Raw genomic sequence first — 19,457 nt, 5'->3', positions numbered from 1 at the left:
CCTTTAAATTTACGATATTATCTTGCCATTTCTATCAACGATAGTTTCGCGACCGTCTAAATTGATCTTGACGTAGTCGTCGCTTAAAACTTTCACAAATTCTACTTCGTCATAAAACACCGGCTTTAAAATTTCATTATCCTCACCATCTAGCAACCCCCATTTACCGTCTTTTTTGACTTTAACGTATCCTTCGCAATATTTGATTTCGTCATAATATCCGCACAAAGTATTGTCAAAATCCCAAGCAAGCTCGTATACACAAGAAACTACCTCTGTACCCATTTTATCGATAAAGCCCCATTTGCCGTCCTTTTCAATCTTTGCTAAGCCTTCGCAAAAACTCCCGGCCCGGTCATATATGCAAGGAATAACTTCTTTTCCCGTTTCATCGATATATCCCCAATAACCGTTCTTTTTAACGTCCGCCAAACCTTCGCGAAAAACGCCAACGTCATCATATAGACAAGGAATGATCTCTTTACCAGTTTTATCGATAAAACCCCAATAGCCGCTTTTTTGAACTTCCGCCAGTCCTTCCTCAAAATTATAAGCATCATCATATATACAAGAAATCACCTCTTTACCCGTTTTATCGATAAAGCCGAATTTATCGTTCTTATTAACCCACGCTAAGCCTTCGCAAAACTCCTCGGCCCGATCATATATGCAGGGAATAACTTCTTTGCCCGTTTTATCGACGAAGCCGAATTTATCGTTCTTTCTAACGCATGCTAGGCCTTCGCTAAAATACGAAACGTCATCATAGATGCAAGAAGCTATCTCCTTTCCCGTTTTATCGATAAAACCCCATTTATCGTTCTTTTTAACCCATGCCGATACCATCTCGATCTTCCGAATTTAAATTTTAATCTCCGCGTAAGCCGCCTTGAGCTTCTCAAAAAGCGGGGCGAAAGAAACGCCGTTTACGCGGACGTTTGCGATCGTCGTGATGAAATTCGTATCGCGCTGCCACCGCGGCACGAGATGATAGTGCACGTGCTCGGCTATGCCCGCACCCGCGGCGGCGCCGAGGTTCATGCCGATATTTACGCCGTTTGCGCCCAGAGTGCGCTTTAAAATCCCCACCCCGGCGCGCACGTAGCGGCTCATCTCCGCCCACGCATCATCGCTAAGGCACTCGATATTATCGACGTGCTCGTAAGGTATGACCATAAACGCGCCCGGGCTGTAGGGGTAGAGGTTCATCACCCCAAAGCAGTGCCGCGCGCGAAAAAGCACGCCGTTGCTATCGTCGAACGCCGCATCCGCCGCCGCGTCGCAGAAGGGACAGCCGCTTCTTTTTTCGGTAAAATACTCGCTTCGCCAAGGGGCGCAAAGATAATCCATCTCTTTTCCTTTCCGAAATTCCAAAATTCTATGGAATTTTAAAATTTGCGTTTCGCAAAATTCTATGAAATTTGGAATTTAAAACTTCTAAATTTCATAGAATTTTAAATTTACGCGGTCTGCGCTCGCTCGCACGATGCGGAGCTATGCACGTGGCAGGGCGCGACATGCTTTGCAATCGCGGGGCACTTCGGCGCAATACGCACTCTGCGGATCAAAGCCCGCGGCGGGCGTTAGTGCGCATTTGACGGACACTCATGGCGCGGCAAACACAGCGTCTAATCCGCACCGCAGCCGTTTGCGCGGCGTGCGATAACAAGCTCGCGATGCCAAAGCGCACGTACGCCTACACGGCTGCGATATCGAATCTACACGGTCGTTTGCGCGGCGCATTATAACAAAACTTTGACGCACTCACAGGCACGGTACGCGGTGCCAAACCTGCGCTGCAATCACCATCGCAACACGCGGTAAAATTTAACGCGGCGCGGTCGCGGCACAGCTGTAATACAGCCGAAGTTCAATCGCGGCGTATCGCAGGGTATAGCAGCCCTGCTAAGCCCCCTACGCCGTCCGCTTTTACGATAGCTCGCTTTGCGCAGTTATCGTACGCGCAGCTCCTCTGGGAGGCTTGATCGCGAGCTGTGATTAAATTTACGGCGCCGTACAATCGCCAATACTGAGCTTGAGAGCGCGCGCTAGACATACAAGGCATTACGATAGACGCGCAATTCTCGGCACTCAATGCTACAAGCGCAACCGCGCGCGCGAAGCTTCGCAAACGTAAAGCTAAATTTCAACCCGCGCTTTTTGCACCAGCTCGTGATGCGACGGAAAGCTATACAAACGAAAGGCGTAAATTTAAACCTCGCTCCTCAACCGCTCGCACGGCGCGCAATAACAAACTCACGATACCAAAGCGCAGCGTGAATTCTCGCGCGATGTGCGATATTAAATTGCGCCGCGGCGCTAAATTTAAAGAGCCGTTAAATTTTAAAGTCCGCCGAATTTTAAAATTTACTGCCTTAAAATTTCGCTCCGTTCACTAAATTTAACCGCTCGCTTCGGGTTTAAGCCTGCGCGATCAAATGAGCCAAATTTAAATTTAGCCGCTCGCGCCGAACTTTATCTCGCGCAGCGCCGCGCCTACGTCATTTTGGCGCATAAAATGCTCGCCGATCAAAAACGCATCGACGCCCGCCTCGTGCAGGCTTTTAAGCTGCTCGTGCGAGTGCAGGCCGCTTTCGGCGACGATGATCTTGCCGTTTGGAATCAGTGGGATCAGCCGCTCGCTCAGGCTCGTATCGACCTCGAAAGTCTCTAAATTTCGATGGTTGATGCCGATAATATCAGCCCCCGCAAAGACCACTTTTTTCAGATCGTCCTTATCGTGGATCTCGCACAGCGCCTCAAGCCCCAGCCTGCGGGCAAACTCGAGCAGCTCTCTTAGCTGTTTGCCTTCCAGAGCTTTGGCGATCAGCAGGATAAAATCCGCGCCGTAAACCAGCGCTTCGAGGATCTGGTAGCGATCGACGATGAAATCCTTGCGCAAAATGGGTGTACGAGTGTAGCGGCGGATCTGCGGGATGAACTCCAAATCGCCTCTGAAATAATGCGGCTCAGTAAGCACCGAAAAGGCGCTGGCGCCTGCATTTTCGTACTCCACGGCAAGGCTTAGCGGCTCAAAATCCTCGCGGATGATCCCCTTGCTTGGGCTTGCCTTTTTAATCTCGGCAATGATGCGAAGCGAATCCTTCTCGTCGCTTCTAAGCACGTTTATGACGTCACGCGGCTCATAGGGATTGGCGCTTAGCGAGCGACCGAGCAGATCCTCGGGCAGCCTTTCTTTGCGAAGCGCGAGATCCTCGCGGGTGCGCTTTAAAATTTCGTCTAAAATCACTGCTCTCCCCTATTCGTAGGGTGCGTCTCGGGTAAATTTGACGAGGGCAGCTCATGCTTTGTGGAATCTATCGGCGCAAGATTTCCGGGATTTTTACCGGGAGTTTGCGCGGCGGAATTTATAGGCGTCGCAAAATTTTCAGAAGCCGAGGAATTTGGTGTCTGGTTTTGAATCGCGGAATTTGCAGACCCAGCAGAATTTTGCGAAGCGGAGTCTTTTGGCATTAAATCACGCGTTGCATCGGAGCTCGGACGTGCGGAATCTAACACAGAGCTTTCGGGCGCCGTAGATTTTATGGAATTAGGCGAAGGAGTTTTTATTGCCGGGCTTTGCGGCGCCTGATCTTTCGGCGCGGAGCTTTTTATCGTAGCGGGGTTTTGCGATATAGAATTCTGCGGCGCTACGCCTGTGCCAGCGGCGCACGCATCGATCGCCTCCAAATGCTCTTTGCCTTCGGGGGAATTAAAAAATTCTGCGTCTTTGATCTTAGCCATTTCATTTTTAGCCTCGTCGCACTCGCCAAGCTTGTAGTATCCCCAGGCAAGCGAGTCCAGATAATACGGCGAGTCGGGGTCTTTTTGTAGGGCGCGGCGGACGAGCTCGATGCCCTTGCGAACGTCCAAATCGTGATCTATTAAAATGTATCCGTAGTAGTTTAGATGCACGGGGTCTTTAAGCTGCGGCGCGATATTTTCAAATTTTGCCACTACGCTAGATAGGGTTTTGGCATCCACGTTTTTGCCCGCGCTTTCATATTCGTAGATCGCCTCGATCGCCAAAAAGTCGTAATTTTTAGTCTTCATAAACTCATCGCGTGCCATTTTAATCGCGGTTTTATAGTCTTTTTTATGCGCGTAGGCATCGATTAGAAGCTCGCGCTTGTAGTCGTATTTTTTCAAAAGCTCGATTATTTTATCAAAGTCGTTTGAGTAGTAATAAATCGCTATCATATCGTCCAAGAATTTATTATCCCCTTTGGCTTCATACAGCGCTTCATCGATCTTAGCGACATCCAAATAGCGTTTATTCGCGCGATACACATCAGCTAGCAGCTCGCACGCCATACCCTGGGCGCAGCCGTAGATGCGCCTGTGCGTCTCGATGATGCGGATCGCTCCGTCCGAATCATTGAGTTTATTTAGCAGCACGTCGCATAATCTGATGAGATTTTCGTCAGTTTTGTCTAGCTCATAGGCTTTTTCAAAGTAGGTTTTGGCTAAAGTAAAATTCTCCATCGCATAATATGTCGCCGCTAAGATCGCATAACTTCGCGAAACTGGATCTACGGTGACTAGCTTAAGAGCAGCGGTATTAGCGTTTAGATTATCTTTAATGCCTAAGTAGTAGCCGATCTTTACTCGCAGATACTCAGAGTCTGAGCTTAGGCTCTTTTCGCCGAGCTTTAAATAACGCGCCGTATTTTTACGATCTTTGATCGCAAAAGCAGTCTTTAGCGCTTCTAGCAGATAAACGGACGAGCCCGTTTTATTGTATGCCTTTTCGTATAAAAACATCGATGCGACGGGATCTTTATGCAGTAGCTCCAAAGCTGTAAGCAAATCGAAATTTAGCTCGGCGTCTTCTTGCGCTCGCATCGCGTGGTTTAGCTTTTCTTTGGTTATACTTTTAGCGCTTACGCCGCGATTTATCAAGCTCTTTTTAATTGCATCTTTTGCACCGTTTTTTGTGCCAATGCCGGAATTCTTATCAGACGCCTTTTTATCCGTAACGGACTGCTTCGCTACTGCAGCATTCGTCCTACCCTCCGCACTTAGATACTGCGGCGCTAAAATCATCGCCGCGATTAAAATTCCGCTTAAAACCTTACCCCGATACATTCTTCCTCCAATTCTTTAGTATGCGTTTTAAAATATTCCCAAAACGGGAAGCTACGACACTGCTTCGGACGCAGCTCGTAAATCCCGCAGTTGCGCTGTGTCTCGTCAAAAAATACGCACGCCAGGCCGCCCTCAAAGGGCTTTTCTTTTACGCTAAATCTAGCGCCTATCTTGTCCAAATACGTCCTTTTAAGCTCCGCGGGCGAAATTTTAAATTTTACTGCCAGCGCCGCAATCTCGCTCTCGTCTATCCAGATGTAGCCGCTCTCTCCCGTGCAGCACTTGCCGCCGCAGTGCTCGCACGCGCTTGCATCAAAGCTAAAGCCGAACTCACTCATAATCCACACTCGTTAAATCCGCGCTTTTGTAGATCGCTTGGGCTTGTGCGGTGCGCCTTCCGTGCGCGCTAGCATAGATCGGAAGGACGATCTCACAGGGCGAGCGCGAGTTCTTACGAGCCTGCAAAAGCGCGAGCTTAGCGGGCTTTGAAATGTCAGGATAGACAAAACCAAGCCTCGTCAAATTTAGCCTAAACTCGCCCAAAAGCTCGCAAATTTTAGCTAGCTTGCCCGCCTCGTAGCAAAAAATAAGCGTACCGCCAGGCTTAAGATGAGCATTCGCAGATCGCACGAAATCCCGTAGGCTAAGGCTTGCTGCGCTCTTACTAAGCGCCATGTGAGGCTCTTTGCTAAGCGAAATGCGCTCACGATAAAAAGGCGGATTTGAGACGATAAAGTCAAAACGCTTTTTGCTTTTAAACTCCGCGAAATCCGCGTGCAAAATCTCGGCAGGCAGATCGTTTTGCAAAGAATTTAGCCTTAAGATTTCTAAATTTCGCTCTTGAATTTCTAGCAAGCTTAGATTAATACTCTCAAAATCGCGCTTTAGTAAAAGCCCTAAAATTCCACATCCTGCGCCCGCATCCAGCACGTCGCCGTATATCGCTCGCGGATTTAGCGCGCTTTTTAAACTACACTCATCGCAAACTGCAAACCAGTCGTCACGCAAGCACTCCGCAGTAAAATCCTTGCGCGCTTTGGCGTCTTTAAATTTGCTCGCGAAATCTTTATCGTGCGTCTTTTGAGATTCTAAAGACTGCGCGATTTGCTCGTCACAAAATTTAAAATTTTCACCGCTTGCGATATCAGGCTTTAAAGCATGCCGGGCTTCGTCGCTTTGGAAATCGGAATTTTTGCAGCGCTCGCTTTGAAATTTCTCCTGAAATTCCGCTTGAAATTCCATTTTAAATTCCGCCTTAAGTTCAGCGCAGCCCTTACTTCCAAAATCACGATCATTCCCCACGCTATGGTTAGCGGCATACGACTCTTCTTTGCTAAAAGCGCAATCCTCGGCGCAAAATTCCGTCTCGTCGCCTGCGAAATCCGAAGCGTAGAACTGCGCATTAAAGCCTCCATCTGTCGCGTCTTTAAATTCCGCGCCACAGCCCAGCACCCAAGAGCCATCTTGCAATGCTGCGTCAGTTTTACGCACGCCTGAGCTTCTTATAAAATTCCACAAAAAAATCGTATCGCTAGTGTAGCGATAACCCTTTTTTGGCTGATAAAGCCTCATCTGCGGATGTTTTTGATGATGGTATGGGCGTGATTTATCGCCACTACGATCGATCCGCCGCTTCTGCTGATGAGATCTCCGCCCACGTAAAGCCCGCTAGTGGCAGTCTGGAGATTTTCATCCACGATCGGCACGCCGTTTTCATCGTAAGCGATGCCGCATTTTTTAAGAAAATCAATCGGGCTTGTGCCGCCGATCGCGTAGATCACTCGGTCAAATACTAGCTCGGTGCCATTATCAAATTTTACCAGCACCTTGCCGTTTTCATTCTCAAGAGCCTCTATATCGATGCCTAAACGCAAGATGATGTTGCCGTATTTGGTCTCGCGCATTACGTCGCTTTCGTTCGTCTCGTTTAGGCGGGTAAATTTAGGCTTGCGATAGCAAAGCGTCACGACATTGGTTTTACACAGCGCTATAGCGTATTCAGCGGCTGAGTTACCGCCTCCGACAACTAGAATTTTTTCATTGATCGTGCATTTATCGAGATTGAAATTTACGCGTTGCGTGATCGAAGGCGGAATTTTATAAGCGGGCTTATTGGGCTTGCCCATCCTGCCAATTGCGACGATGACGTTGCGCGCGCGGTATCCAGCCGAGCTAGTCGTGATATAAAACTCATCTGCGTGCTTTTCGATCTTTTCGACCTCACTTTTGAAATTCGTATCGATTTCGTCGCTATCTAAGAGCTCGTCGAAATAATTTAGCACGCTCTCTTTTGTGCCGGTTTCAAACGAAATAGAGCCGCGCGTCTCGCTGTCAAAACCTTTATATTCTTTATCGACGCGCTTTTTATCTTTGTAAAACTGCCTAATTGTTTGAGAGTGGTTGTCGCCTTTTTCAAGCAGAAGCACGTGCGCGAGCCCGTTTCTTTTGGCTTCTACTACGGAAGCGATGCCGCAAGGACCGCCGCCGATCACCGCCAAGTCGTAAACGTCTATCATAAATTTCCTTTAATCTTTTAAATTTCATACAAAATTATAGTAAAAATTCCATTAAAATCAGTGGAATTTCCTAGCAATTTCGCAGCTTAAATTTAAAATTTTAACGCTTTAAGATGCTTGCTTGGCTAAATTTGAAAAGACATAATTTTCTCCGTTTAAATTTTAAATTTCACGGCGCCAAAATCCGTTTATAAAAGCTCATGCGGCGGAGCAGTAGAAGCACAGCAAGAGAGGCAGATTTTAAAATTTCACTTTGCCAAGATGGAATTTTGCGAGCTAAAATAAAGCGGCAAGAGCGGTGAATTTTTAAAATTTCACCGCCCAGGCAGAAGTTTTTAATAGAAGCTTTAAGGCTAGTTAAAATTTAGCGTATACTTTATGCTAAAGTTAAATTCCATATCTTTCTCGACCTTTGGAAAGCTACCTTTTGTGCGCTCGACCGCGCTTAACGCGCCCTCATCAAGCGAATCGACATTAGAAGAAGACGTAACGCGAAGACCTTTAACGTCTCCGCTTGCCGTATATGTAAAGTGCACGCCTACGACGCCGATTTTACGCATACGTTGCGCATTTTTAGGGTAGTGCGACTGCGCGTAGCGAGAAATGATGGCGAAAATTTTCTTGCCGACATCGCTATTGCTAGGATCTCCGCGGCTTGTTATAGCGTCGCTACCACCACCTACGCTACTGGAGCCGCCGCCCCCGCCGCTACCCAGTGAAATAGGCTTTGTGGGGTCAAACTTAGCCGTTAAATTCCTATCGCTGCTTTGAACTTTATGCTCTTTTTTCGGCTTAGGTTTTTCGACCGGTTTTGGTTTTTCTACCGGCTTTGGCTTAGGCTTTTCGACCGGTTTTGGTTTTTCGACTACGGGCTCTGGTATAGGCTCCGGTTCAGGAATCGGCTCGGGCTCCGGTATTGGCTCCGGCTCAGGCGGAGTTGGTTCCGGTTCGGGCTCGGGCTCCGGCGGAGTGGGCTCTGGCTCAGGATTCGGTTCGGACTGATCGGAAGGAGGCGGGATATTGGGTTCATCGGAGATATCGCCCTGCTTGGCCTCATCCATTATGCTATCGATGGAAAAGGCTATCATATCGGGCATGCTAGGCGGCTTCGGTGCCGACGATAAAAGAACAAAAACACCTACAGCGATGATGCAATGCAGCACCAAAGATACAATGAAGCCTATTGCGCTATCTTTATTCATTGCTCTTTTTCTGTCACGATCGCAAATTTTTCATGGCCCGCCTTTTTTAGGACATCCATGATCGAAATGAAAGAGGAAAATTTCGAGTCTTTATCATTTTTCAACACGACAAGATCGTTTTTATCGAGCGCGGCAATTTTTTTCTCAAGCTCATCCTCGCTTATTGCGACATCGTCTAGATAAATTTTAGATTCGCTATCCACTTTGATGGTAACTTTTTTATCCTCTTGCGGGTTTTGCGAGCTTGAAGAAGATGGAAGATTTACCTTAATATGCCCCTGCGCAATGAAAGTCGAGACACTAAGCACGATCGCTAGCAGCACCAGCATAATGTCGATGAACGGGACGATATTTAGCCCGTCTCGTCTAGGAATGCTCATTTATTTAACCTCATCGTAGCGGTTTAGAAGCACATCTACCTTGCGAACAAAGCCATTGTAGATGATAAGCGTAGGTACGGCGACGACTAGACCGGTAGCCGTAGCTTTAAGGGCAAGCGAGAGACCTTGCATGATAGCCTTGGTATCGATACCGCTTGCAGTACTCATATCAAAAAATGTGATCATAATGCCGATGACAGTACCTAAAAGACCGATGTACGGAGCATTTGAATAAACAATATAAAGTGTCGTTAAATTTTTTGTCAGAGCCTCTTCATATAGCGCCTTGCTTTTGTAATCGCTCGCCTTAACCTTCGAATAAAAAAGCAGCCTTTCGATAGTAAACCACACGACTAAAAAGCTCATAAATCCGAGGATCGCAAAGATAATGTAATCCACGTAATGCGCCAAAAATTCCATAATGCCCATAAGCTCTCCTTAAGAATTTTAAAATTTTATAAATTTAGCAGATCCATTTGCTAAAAAATGAGCGATTTTATCAAAAGTAGATTTAATTTTTACTAAAATTTTGATGATCGATATTTAAATTATATTTTATCATTTAGCTTTATTTAATGATAATAAAGCATTCGGAGATAAAATTCTAATGATTTTAAAATCTCTTGATAATTAATATAAAATAAAGGATTAATTTTATACTATTTCACATTTTTTACTCTCATTATCATTTAGGAGTTTCGTATGAAAAAATTTCATCTGGCTTTGTCTTTGTGCGCGGTTCTTTGCTTAAGCGCACAAGCAGACGAGAAATCAAGTGCTACGGATGTATCCAAAAGCAAAGATTCAAATAGGCAAAGCCTGGGCGTAATCGAAGTTACTAGCGATTCTAGCACACCTAGCACCGTGGATGATGTCAAAATCAACACCCGCAACGCTACGCTCATCAAAGATGTATTTCGCGACATCCCAGGCGTTTATGTGGGCGGCACCAACGGCATGAATCAAAAAATTTATATGCGCGGCGTGAGCGATCGCGGTCTAAATATCACGATTGACGGCGCGAAGCAAAACGGCAATACCTTTCATCACAACGCCGATTTACTAATCGATCCTGATCTTATCAAAGCCGTAGAGGTCGATGTAGGCGCGCGCTCAGTCGTGAACGGCTCGGGCGCTTTGGGCGGCTCAGTTGCCTTCAGGACGGTAGACGCTTCTGACATGCTTGAGGACGGTCAAAATATCGGCACGAAGCTCAAAGTGGGCTATACGAGCAATAACGAGGGCTATTCGCAAAGCGCGATGCTCTACGGCAGAGCGTTTGATAGCCTAGATATGCTTGCTGCGTTTAAGCACTACGGATACGGCTTCGGCGAATCGGGCAACGGCAAGCCTACGGGCGGCGACGGCAACGATATAAATTATTTATTAAAAGCGGGCTATAGCTTTTTGGATTTTCATAAAATTTCGCTCTCTACCGAGCATATGCAGTATAAAGGTCTCTATCCGCTGCGGGCGGAATTCGGCTCATGGCTAAACGGACAGCTGGATAACCGCAAATACGAGCGCGATACACACACGATCAAATACACATATAATCCAAGCGACTTGCTAGAACTCGACATCACGGGATATTACACCAAGCATCAACGCATCGGATCGACTTCGACGAACGTAAAATGGGGTGTCGAGACCAAAGGCGGCAAAATCGGCGCTAAGAGTAAATTTGAAACGGGCGATCTGGCTCATACGCTGCGCTACGGCTTTGATTACTACCGCTCCGAAAACTACGTTAAGCCCGGCAATCTACGCCCCGAGAAGGTCGATAATTATAGCTTTTATATCGAGGATGCTATGCGCTACGGCGGGCTTACGGTAACTCCTGGCGTGCGCTACGAGAGGCACGAGCTAAAGACTTACAACGGCAGAGGCGCGAATATCTCGAGCTACAAATATAAATTCGACGAAGTAAGCCCCGCCTTGGCGCTTGATTACGAGATCGGCGCGGGATTTGGAGCGTTTGCGAGCTATGCGCGAGTATTTAGAGGACCTGACGTAATGGAGAGCATGATGGCTGCGGGTACAAGCCGTGGCAGACCGCTAGGCTGGATGGCCAATGAAAATTTAAAGGCCACTACGGGTAACGCCTACGAAATAGGCGGTCGCTACAAAAGCGAGCTAGGAGAGAATTCCTCAGTAAGCCTAACTGCGAAGTATTTCAGGACGGAGTATAAAAATCTCATCGTAGATAACAATGCGGCGGGCGGAATCGTCGGCTGCCCGGGAGGCGCAGCAAATACTTTATGCAGGGCTAACGCAGGCGGTGCGGACATTGACGGCGTCGAGCTTTTCGCAAGATTAATATTAGATGATTTGAGCCTTGCTGCGGGTTACACCCACCAGCACGTAGAATATAAAGACCGCGTACGCAGCGGCTCGGGCTATCTAAGCTCAAACATCATCGGCTATCGCGACTATGGCGATAAATATACCTTCAATGCCGAGTACGCAATCTCTGCGGCGGATCTATTGCTGGGCTATAACTTGCTCTTTTTCGACTCCAAAAACGTAGCCTCCGCAAATAGCGACGAAAAAACAAAAGTGCCTAGCTACGCGGTTCACGATCTATATGTGACCTACGCTCCAGATAGCGGGCGATTTAAAGGGCTTGAGATCAACGCGGGCGTTTACAATCTCTTTGATAAAGCCTACGCGTCGCACTCGCAGCGCAGCGCCGATTTCACCGGTGATTCAAACGCTATCGACTGGGAGCCGGGACGGAATTTCAAACTAAGCGTGGCGTATAAATTTTAAAGCTTACGCGAGATGACGGTACGAAATTTTGCACGCTAAAGCGGCGAAATTTTAAAAATTCAAAACCCTTGGAATTTCAAAATTCTAAGGGTTTTATAAATTTGAAATTCTTAGACTTAGAATTTCAAGCTTTTAAATTCTACTAACAGAAATTTTCTCATAAAATTTTTGCGAATAGCAAAATTCTCATTCGCAATGAAATTCTAGCTTGCAGCGAAATCCCCAAAATTAAAAGCGCTATTCGCAGCACTTCACATCCGAAGCTCGTTTAGAATTTATAAAATTCCTCCCGCTTAAAGCGCCGTCCGTTTACTCTTCATCGTTAAAATTCTGTTTTAAATTCTACTTAAAAGGAGAGCCTTTGTTAAATTCTACTAAAAACGCCATTCGTGGCGCGTTTTGGACGAAACCGTTCATAGTTTTAGTGCTGCTTTTGCTGCTGCTAATTCCGCTAAGCTTTATCGATAACCTCACCTACTCGCGCTCCGAAACCAAGCAGCTCGCGCAGGATTCGATCCTCACGCCGGTGGGCGGCGAGCTGCAAATCCAGGGCCTTGCGATCGTAGTGCCCTACGCAGAGATAATCGAAGCGATAGACAAAAGCAACAACGAGCTCGTAAAAAGGCGCGTAGAGAAAAATTTCATCATCGTGCCTAAAAACTACTCCCTCGCAGCGGAGATCGACCCCACCTATCTAAAGCGCGGGATTTTTCGCGTTCCGATATATAACGGCGACTTTGCACTTAAGGCGGACTTTGAGGCGATAAACTATACCGAGCTCGGCGTCGATCCTGCGCGGCTAAATTTCGACGAAGCCGTGCTAGTGCTCGGCGTAGGCAATCAAAAATCCTTCACCGCCTCTCCCGCTTTAAGCCTAAACGGCAAGGAGCTTAAGCAATATCACGGCAACACCGAGGCTAAAATTTTCGATCGGAGTTTAATCTACAAGCTCCCCGCTTCCGCGCTGTCGTCTGATTTTAGCATCAGCGGCACGCTTAAAATTCAAGGCGGCGAGGCACTTCATCTAGCTCCGATCGCACAAAATAGCCGTTTTGAAATTAGCTCTACTTGGGCATCGCCTAGCTTTGGCGGCGGCTTTATCGCCAAATCGCGCGAGGTAAGCGCTAGTGGTTTTAAAGCTTCGTGGGAAGTTACGGGCTTAGCCGCGGGCATCGCTCCTGCGTGGCTTGCAGATCAAGATGATCGCGTCGCTATGACGAACTGGCGCAGCAACGACGATAGAAATGACGCCGTAAGCATCGGCTTCATCGAGCCAGTGAACAACTACTCGCTGATTAAACGCTGCACGGATTACGCTCTGTTATTCTTAGCGGTGCCATTTTTAGCGATCTTTTTGTGCGAGGTTTATACTCACGAGCGCATCCACCCGATCCAATACCTATTAATAGGACTTGAGGACGTCGTTTTCTACCTGCTGGTACTTTCACTCTCCGAACACATGGGCTTTGCGCTTAGCTATGCTGCTTCAGCGATCGCGGTAAGCGCGATAGTATTTTTCTACGCAAGCGCGATTTTCAAAGGCGCGCGCTGGGGCATTTTCATCACTTGCGTTCAGCTCGTTTCATATGCGATCCTCTATGTCATCTTAAATTCCGAAGACTACGCCCTATTAATGGGAAGCTTAATGATCTTCGCGGTGATTTCGCTGGTGATGTATTTTACGCGCAAGCTCGACTGGTACGATACAGCGATCCCAAGCGGCGAGAAAAAGCAGGAGCAAGAGCCCGAAATTTAGCCTTTAAATTTGCTGCTAAATTTAATCGCAATGGCCTTTGGAGCTTTAAATCCAAAGGCCTTTTTAAATTTGCTCGCTAAATTTCGACTGCCAAAATTTCATCTATCTGAAATTTTACCCGCCGCGGCAGACAAACCGCGACCGAGCCGAACGGTGCATTTTAAAATTTTGCCCTGCGAGCGGGAGCATGTCGCGATAAAGACAAAATTTAGATCACGCCGCTTTAAAATTTAAAATTTCATCTGTTCCATAGCGCCGATTTTTGAGTATAATGAGCGAAAAATTTTAAGGATTTTGTGTGATACTTGCTATTGAGAGCAGCTGCGACGACAGCTCGGTCGCGGTGATGGATGAGCGCAATTTCGAGCTGAAATTTTACGGAAAAATAAGCCAGGAGGCCGATCACGCCAGATACGGCGGCGTCGTGCCCGAGCTTGCCTCGAGGCTGCATACGGAGGCGCTGCCGCGGATTTTGCAGCGCGCAAAACCCTATTTTAGCGAGCTTAGCGCCGTCGCAGCGACCAATACCCCGGGACTCAGCGTGAGCCTGATCGGCGGCGTAAATATGGCAAAAGCGCTCGCGCTCGCGCTAAATCTGCCGCTCATCGGCGTAAATCATCTCATAGGCCACGTCTACTCGCTGTTTTTAGGCGGCGAGGCGCGATTTCCGATGGGAGTTTTGCTCGTTAGCGGCGGACACACGATGGTTTTGGATATCGACGCAGCGGGCGGTATCGAAATTTTAGCGACCACCGGCGACGACAGCTTCGGCGAGAGCTTCGATAAGATCGCCAAAATGCTGGGCCTCGGCTACCCGGGCGGCGCACTCATCGAGGAGCTCGCAAAGGGCGGCGAGCCGCGGTTTGAGCTGCCCGTGCCGCTGAAGGGCGACAGGCGGCTGGAGTATAGCTTTTCGGGGCTTAAAAACGCCGTGCGCGTGCAGATCGAAAAGCTAAAAGAGGCGGGCGAGCTAGATGAGCGGGCAATGCGCGATCTGGCGCGCTGCTTTGAGGACGCGGCGTGCGCGCACATACTGGATAAATTGCAGCGGATCTTTGAGCTGCGCCGATTTGAGCGATTCGGCGTCGTGGGCGGAGCAAGCGCGAACTTGCATCTGCGCGGACTTTTGACGGATTTGTGCGAGCGGGCGGGCTGCGAGATGCTTTTTGCGCCGATGAAATTTTGCTCCGACAACGCCGCCATGATCGCGCGCGCGGCGATAGAAAAGCTGCGTAAAAAGGAGTTCGTCGCACCCGCAGAGCTTGAGATCATCCCGCATCTAAATCTACGCTCGGCGTTTGAGTAAAATTTTAAAATTTACAGATAATCTGCGCCCGCTAGCGGTTTCTCACGCGCTGGGCATTTGAGTAAAATTTTATCTCGCGCTTGCTCACGGTTGGGTTTGGATAAAATTCACTTTGAATTTACACATCGCGTTTCAGGCTCGCGCCATGTTTTGCTAAACTCCTTTCGTGCTTGCACCGCCATCGGTACCACTAACGTTACACGTCCTTGTCGCTTGCAATGTCTACTAAAATTTGATCGGCTTGTTCTCGCGTCATTTTTTATCCTTTCTTAATCGTGCAGAAAAGTTACGACTTCATGTCCTTTTGGAACATATTCCCTATTTTCAATACCGCCACTACCATACTCAGATAAGGCTTCATTTAAAATTTCATAAAGCCCATCTATCGAAATATCTCCAATGTCAGAATTTACGCTTTGGAATTTATATTTGACCTTAAATGGATTTTCCGTGAAATATTTACTTGTAGTCTCATCATAAATTCGCCTTATATCAAGCTCGATATTTTTACCTTTATAATGAAGCAACCAAATATCCTCGCCCGTATAGCCATCTCGTGGATCCGGCAATTGAGGGCTACCGATAAAGATAAGATAGGTCTGTTTTTGTTTATCTACTACCCAATTTAACCATCTAATATCTTGATCGCTCAATAAAGGTTTTCTAAATTTTGTCCTAATTTTATTAACAGTGTCTATAATATCGTATTCCTCTAAGTCCTCTTTCGAAATATATTCCGCAACAAACGCCATTCTCTCCTCCTTAAAATTTAATTCTCGGGTTATACTACGCTATGTTTATAACCGCCTATACGCTAATAAATATAGCGTAGGAGTTAAATTTATAATTGATTTTTGCTTTGAAGCATGCCTAACGCTCGCATTAAAATTTTTCAAATTCCAAAGTGCAGTTTAAATTTACAGCCGCAGCTCGGCGCGCGCCAAAGTGCAAGCCGCCGTATGTTTAAATCTAGCCGCAAATCATGCGGCATTTCAAATTTAAACGCTATTCGGATTACACGCTACGCGGGCTCGGTAAATTTTGCCGCGGCGCGATTAAATTTCGTCGCGGCTCGCCTAAGCTTCTATCGCGTAGGGGATTTTATCTTTCGCGCCGGCGCCCGCAAAGCCTTTGAGCCGCAGCAGGCAGCTGTCGCAAAGCCCACATGCAGCGTCCTCGCGCTCGTAGCAGCTCCACGTAAGCTCTAGCGGCACGCCGATCTCAAGCGCTAGCGAGACGATCTGCGCCTTGCTAAGGTGCACGAGCGGGGTTTTGATGCGCGGATGAAAGTCGCGGCTCGTGCCCAGCTCAAGCGCTCGCTCAAACGCGCCGATGAACTCCGCGCCGCAGTCGGGGTAGCCGCTGCTATCCTCCTGCACCACGCCGATAAAAATCGCGTCGCAGCGCTCCTTCTCGGCGAGCGCAGCGGCGATGCTCAAAAACACGCCGTTGCGAAACGGCACGTAGGTGCTCGGCAGATCTGAAAACGCGCCCTCGCCGCTTGGTGGTGAAATTTTATCGCTTCGACTTGGCGATGAAATTTGATTGTTTTGGCTTTGTGGTAAAATTTTACCCCCTGCGTGCTTGGGTGAAATTTTATCGCCCTGCTGCGACTCGGCTCCGCTTTGAAGTGAAATTTCACCTTCTTGAACCAGAATTTCGCTGCCCTGCGATAAAATTTTATCGTCGCAGGCTAAAATTTTACTGTCTTGCAGCGAAAGCTCATCGCCCTCTAGTAAAATTTCAGCGTCTTGCATTAAAATTTCACCGCTCTGCAAGCGGCTATTTCGCGCCGAATCTGCATCAAGCGGAGCGTCCGCTGAGCCCGCCGAGAAATCTGACGCAGTAAAATTTTGCCCGCCAATCTCGGCATCAATAGAATTTGCCGCAATAGAATTTTGCCCGTTTAGTTCGGCGACGGAATTTGTCTCGATAAAATTTAGTTCTCTAAACTCGGCGCTCTTGGAATTTGCAGCGCTGTCAATCTTGGTGCCGGTAGAATTTACCGCACCGCAAAGCTCTGCAGCACCCTTTCTGATTGGCAATGCGCCGTCTGTAAGGGCGCTGCCGCCGATTTGCGCGATGAAGCGAGCGTCTAAAATCAGCCTTTTTGCGACCCCCAAATCGTCGCAAATTTTACCGAAGCACTCGCGCTCCTTGTCCATCGTGCGCTGATCGTAGTCAAAATGTAGCGCTACGATCTCGTAACCTTCGCGCCTCGCGATATAGGCGCAGGTCGCGCTGTCCATGCCGCCGCTGATCACGCATAAAGCTCTCATTTTCGTCCTTTTTTTGCTAAAATTATACGAAAATTTTATAAAAGAGGGGTAAAAATGATACTTTGCGAGCAGCCCTATCCCGAAATTTTGGACGCTATCGCGGCGGAGCTGGGCGGCGGGAGCGTCGAGCTAATTTTCGTGCGCGGCGAGGAGATGCGGCAGCTAAATGCACAAACGCGCGGCATCAACAAGGCGACCGACGTGCTGAGCTTCCCGCTCGATCCTGCAGCGTTTGCGGGCTTCAGTGGGGATTTGAGCGAGGAAAATTCCGCGCATGAAAACAGCGGCGATAAAAATCAAAACGCTGCGAATTCCGCTAGTGAAAATACAAGCGCCGCAAATTCTGCGAGTGAAAATTCCAATACCATAAATTCTGAAAATTCCGAGGGCGAAAGTTCTGGCGATGAAAATTTAAAGAATGAGAATTTTGGCGTCGGGAATTTCGCCCCCGCGCTGCTCGGCTCGGTCGTGATAAATTTAGACCTCGTAGAGCTGAAAGCCGCGCAACTTGGGCACGGCAGGGATGACGAGACGGCGCTGCTTTTTACGCACGGCTTGCTGCACGTGTTGGGCTTTGACCACGAGAGCGACGACGGGCAGATGCGCGTCAAGGAGTGCGAGATAATCGAGAAATTTCGCCTTCCAAAAAGCCTGATCGTGCGAACGGATGAAAGTGAGGAGTGAGCGCTGCGGAGCGAAAAGCGACGAGTAAAGGATATGTGCGGCGACGTAAAATCCGAACAAAATTTTAAAAACGCAGATATGGAGGCAAAAACGCAAGCGACCCAAAACCGCAGCGATAAAAGGATTTTTAGGGTAAATCGCCATGATTTCCCAACCAAAATTTCGCATGCTTAAAATTATCAATCGCAACTGAATGCGTTTGTATGATTAACTACTTAATGGTAAATTTTTGTATTTAAATACAAATTTCTACAAACGGATGTTTGTGAAACTTTGTCTTTAAATTTACTAATTTTAATAGAAACCGCTTTAAGACCGTTTATTAAATTTACGGAATCGATAAAAAGTAGATAATCTTCGCTCTTATATTTTATCGGTCCGAAATAAATCAGGGTATCTCCTGCGATCTTGTTTCGATAATCCTCAAAATCTATCCTGCTATGATATGAATCGCTTGAAAGATCTTTTGCGATCTTACTGCATTCTTGCGGATCTAGAATATACATAAAATTTGCAAAAGACATCTCGTATAACCGAAAATCTCTATATGTCATAATATACAAAAGCTTATTATCAAATTTATATAACGTAAATCCTCTCCCCGTAAAGCCGTCCCTAATCGTTTTATTCATATCCATATACCAGCAATCGCCCATATTTTTCTTTAAAATGGGGTCATTGTAATCCGTAGTATCAAAAACCAGAGGTTTGATTATATTTATATTTTTCCATTCAAACAGATCATCGTAAAAGTCGTTGCAGAAGTCTCTTTCTTTTGATAAATGCTCTTCATACTCTTTTTTGAGCGTTGCATTTCTATCTATTTGCCAAAAGCTAACGGTTTTTCCGTTGAAAGTGGTTTCTCCTTCTACCATACCGGAAGGATTGCTTCTTACTACTTTCCTATCATTAGCTTTCCATAAAGCTATTTTTAAATCAAAAGGAATTTCCGTATCGCTTACATCGTTTGCATTCGCAAATAGTACGAATACGATCATTAAGATGAAAATATGAACCCACATAACCGCTCCTATCGATAAAGCTTCGTATTTAAATATGAATTACTACAAACAGGCATTTGCAAAATACCGTCTTTAAATTTCCTGATTGCGACGTTGAATAGTTGTCCGCTGTGCGTATTGTCAAAATCTATGAAAAGTAGATAGTCTATATCTTTATAACGTATCGGTTCGGCATAAAACAGACGTGGTTTATATATAATATTGCCCGGAATTTCTAAATTTACCCTGCTACGAGAGTCTTTTGTGATTTTACTACACTCTTTGGGATCTAAAATGTAAGCAAGATTTGCGAAATCATCCGTCTGATATATATAAGGAGTGGTTTTGTAAATCATAATATACAAAAGCTTATTATCAAATTTATACAATGTAAATCCGCGCCCGCTAAAGCCGTCTTTAATCGTTTTATTCATATCCATATACCAGCAATCGCCCATATTTTTCTTTAAAAT

Annotated in this window: 16 protein-coding genes and 3 pseudogenes; 4 read left to right on the top strand and 15 right to left on the bottom strand. The window is 46.9% G+C overall.

Features of this window, described 5'->3' with window-relative positions; all coding sequences use genetic code 11:
- Window positions 1-9: 9 nt before the first annotated feature.
- From Q0198_RS08905 to exbB, 10 genes are all read right to left on the bottom strand, one after another.
- A complete protein-coding gene (locus Q0198_RS08905) occupies window positions 10-846 on the bottom strand; it encodes a WG repeat-containing protein (RefSeq protein ID WP_297897140.1) in 837 nt (278 codons plus the stop codon).
- Window positions 847-861: 15 nt separating this feature from the next.
- Window positions 862-1,350 carry an HIT domain-containing protein gene (locus tag Q0198_RS08900; protein WP_297897138.1) on the bottom strand — a complete coding sequence of 163 codons (489 nt, stop codon included), beginning with the start codon at window positions 1,348-1,350 and terminating at the stop codon, window positions 862-864.
- A gap of 1,105 nt (window positions 1,351-2,455) precedes the next feature.
- Entirely contained in the window at window positions 2,456-3,250 is a 795-nt protein-coding gene (trpC, locus tag Q0198_RS08895) for an indole-3-glycerol phosphate synthase TrpC (RefSeq protein WP_297897135.1), read from the bottom strand.
- Entirely contained in the window at window positions 3,247-5,088 is a 1,842-nt protein-coding gene (locus Q0198_RS08890; protein WP_297897133.1) for a hypothetical protein, read from the bottom strand. Before Q0198_RS08890 ends, trpC begins: the two co-directional genes overlap by 4 nt.
- A complete protein-coding gene (locus tag Q0198_RS08885) occupies window positions 5,067-5,426 on the bottom strand; it encodes a YkgJ family cysteine cluster protein (protein WP_297897130.1) in 360 nt (119 codons plus the stop codon). Before Q0198_RS08885 ends, Q0198_RS08890 begins: the two co-directional genes overlap by 22 nt.
- Complete coding sequence (locus Q0198_RS08880; RefSeq protein ID WP_297897127.1) at window positions 5,419-6,660, bottom strand: methyltransferase; 1,242 nt, start codon at window positions 6,658-6,660, stop codon at window positions 5,419-5,421. The genes Q0198_RS08885 and Q0198_RS08880 overlap by 8 nt, the downstream gene beginning before the upstream one ends.
- Window positions 6,657-7,604 (bottom strand): NAD(P)-binding domain-containing protein, encoded by a 948-nt coding sequence (locus tag Q0198_RS08875; RefSeq protein ID WP_297897124.1) that lies wholly within the window; start codon window positions 7,602-7,604, stop codon window positions 6,657-6,659. Before Q0198_RS08875 ends, Q0198_RS08880 begins: the two co-directional genes overlap by 4 nt.
- Before the next feature lie 353 nt (window positions 7,605-7,957).
- Entirely contained in the window at window positions 7,958-8,806 is an 849-nt protein-coding gene (locus Q0198_RS08870; protein ID WP_297897122.1) for an energy transducer TonB, read from the bottom strand.
- Entirely contained in the window at window positions 8,803-9,186 is a 384-nt protein-coding gene (gene exbD / locus Q0198_RS08865; protein ID WP_005872149.1) for a TonB system transport protein ExbD, read from the bottom strand. The genes Q0198_RS08870 and exbD overlap by 4 nt, the downstream gene beginning before the upstream one ends.
- Window positions 9,187-9,606: a TonB-system energizer ExbB gene (gene exbB, locus Q0198_RS08860; protein ID WP_040304198.1), complete on the bottom strand. Its 420-nt coding sequence runs from the start codon at window positions 9,604-9,606 to the stop codon at window positions 9,187-9,189.
- 282 nt (window positions 9,607-9,888) lie between these two features.
- Between exbB and Q0198_RS08855 the strand changes: the two genes are divergently transcribed.
- The 3 genes from Q0198_RS08855 (at window position 9,889) to tsaD (ending at window position 15,020) form a co-directional block, all read left to right on the top strand.
- A complete protein-coding gene (locus Q0198_RS08855) occupies window positions 9,889-11,958 on the top strand; it encodes a TonB-dependent receptor (protein ID WP_297897117.1) in 2,070 nt (689 codons plus the stop codon).
- 361 nt (window positions 11,959-12,319) lie between these two features.
- Complete coding sequence (creD, locus tag Q0198_RS08850) at window positions 12,320-13,714, top strand: cell envelope integrity protein CreD (protein ID WP_050346310.1); 1,395 nt, start codon at window positions 12,320-12,322, stop codon at window positions 13,712-13,714.
- Window positions 13,715-14,012: 298 nt separating this feature from the next.
- Complete coding sequence (gene tsaD, locus Q0198_RS08845) at window positions 14,013-15,020, top strand: tRNA (adenosine(37)-N6)-threonylcarbamoyltransferase complex transferase subunit TsaD (protein ID WP_297897113.1); 1,008 nt, start codon at window positions 14,013-14,015, stop codon at window positions 15,018-15,020.
- Between the two features lie 269 nt (window positions 15,021-15,289).
- On the opposite strand, the gene Q0198_RS08840 is transcribed toward tsaD, so the two are convergent.
- From Q0198_RS08840 to Q0198_RS08830, 3 genes and pseudogenes are all read right to left on the bottom strand, one after another.
- The gene (locus tag Q0198_RS08840) at window positions 15,290-15,772 is read right to left on the bottom strand and encodes a hypothetical protein (RefSeq protein ID WP_297897110.1); all 483 of its coding nucleotides are present in this window, start codon (window positions 15,770-15,772) and stop codon (window positions 15,290-15,292) included.
- 324 nt (window positions 15,773-16,096) lie between these two features.
- Window positions 16,097-16,504: pseudogene (locus Q0198_RS08835) on the bottom strand (7-cyano-7-deazaguanine synthase); the annotation flags it as partial.
- Between the two features lie 528 nt (window positions 16,505-17,032).
- Window positions 17,033-17,299 (bottom strand): annotated as a pseudogene (locus tag Q0198_RS08830) (7-cyano-7-deazaguanine synthase); the annotation flags it as partial.
- 54 nt (window positions 17,300-17,353) lie between these two features.
- Here Q0198_RS08830 and ybeY point away from each other — a divergent pair.
- Window positions 17,354-17,983 carry an rRNA maturation RNase YbeY gene (ybeY, locus tag Q0198_RS08825; RefSeq protein WP_297897107.1) on the top strand — a complete coding sequence of 210 codons (630 nt, stop codon included), beginning with the start codon at window positions 17,354-17,356 and terminating at the stop codon, window positions 17,981-17,983.
- 215 nt (window positions 17,984-18,198) lie between these two features.
- Here ybeY and Q0198_RS08820 read toward each other — a convergent pair whose 3' ends face one another.
- On the bottom strand, window positions 18,199-18,858 hold the full coding sequence (locus Q0198_RS08820; protein ID WP_297897104.1) for a hypothetical protein: 660 nt from the start codon (window positions 18,856-18,858) through the stop codon (window positions 18,199-18,201).
- Between the two features lie 155 nt (window positions 18,859-19,013).
- Window positions 19,014-19,457: pseudogene (locus Q0198_RS08815) on the bottom strand (hypothetical protein); the annotation flags it as partial.

It is taken from the genome of uncultured Campylobacter sp. (assembly GCF_938045205.1).
In the GTDB taxonomy this organism is placed as follows: Bacteria; Campylobacterota; Campylobacteria; order Campylobacterales; family Campylobacteraceae; genus Campylobacter_B.
Note: the sequence above shows the minus strand (reverse complement) of the source record. Positions and strands in the feature narration are given on the sequence as shown.

Excerpts from the sequence above, each read along its gene's own strand:
- Q0198_RS08820 (WP_297897104.1), bottom strand. The coding sequence starts at position 18,858 with ATGGTAGAAGGAGAAACCACTTTCAACGGAAAAACCGTTAGCTTTTGG.
- Q0198_RS08855 (WP_297897117.1), top strand. The coding sequence starts at position 9,889 with ATGAAAAAATTTCATCTGGCTTTGTCTTTGTGCGCGGTTCTTTGCTTA.
- Q0198_RS08870 (WP_297897122.1), bottom strand. The coding sequence starts at position 8,806 with ATGAATAAAGATAGCGCAATAGGCTTCATTGTATCTTTGGTGCTGCAT.
- ybeY (WP_297897107.1), top strand. The coding sequence starts at position 17,354 with ATGATACTTTGCGAGCAGCCCTATCCCGAAATTTTGGACGCTATCGCG.
- Q0198_RS08880 (WP_297897127.1), bottom strand. The coding sequence starts at position 6,660 with ATGAGGCTTTATCAGCCAAAAAAGGGTTATCGCTACACTAGCGATACG.
- Q0198_RS08905 (WP_297897140.1), bottom strand. The coding sequence starts at position 846 with ATGGTATCGGCATGGGTTAAAAAGAACGATAAATGGGGTTTTATCGAT.
- exbD (WP_005872149.1), bottom strand. The coding sequence starts at position 9,186 with ATGAGCATTCCTAGACGAGACGGGCTAAATATCGTCCCGTTCATCGAC.
- Q0198_RS08875 (WP_297897124.1), bottom strand. The coding sequence starts at position 7,604 with ATGATAGACGTTTACGACTTGGCGGTGATCGGCGGCGGTCCTTGCGGC.
- exbB (WP_040304198.1), bottom strand. The coding sequence starts at position 9,606 with ATGGAATTTTTGGCGCATTACGTGGATTACATTATCTTTGCGATCCTC.
- Q0198_RS08840 (WP_297897110.1), bottom strand. The coding sequence starts at position 15,772 with ATGGCGTTTGTTGCGGAATATATTTCGAAAGAGGACTTAGAGGAATAC.
- Q0198_RS08900 (WP_297897138.1), bottom strand. The coding sequence starts at position 1,350 with ATGGATTATCTTTGCGCCCCTTGGCGAAGCGAGTATTTTACCGAAAAA.
- Q0198_RS08885 (WP_297897130.1), bottom strand. The coding sequence starts at position 5,426 with ATGAGTGAGTTCGGCTTTAGCTTTGATGCAAGCGCGTGCGAGCACTGC.
- Q0198_RS08890 (WP_297897133.1), bottom strand. The coding sequence starts at position 5,088 with ATGTATCGGGGTAAGGTTTTAAGCGGAATTTTAATCGCGGCGATGATT.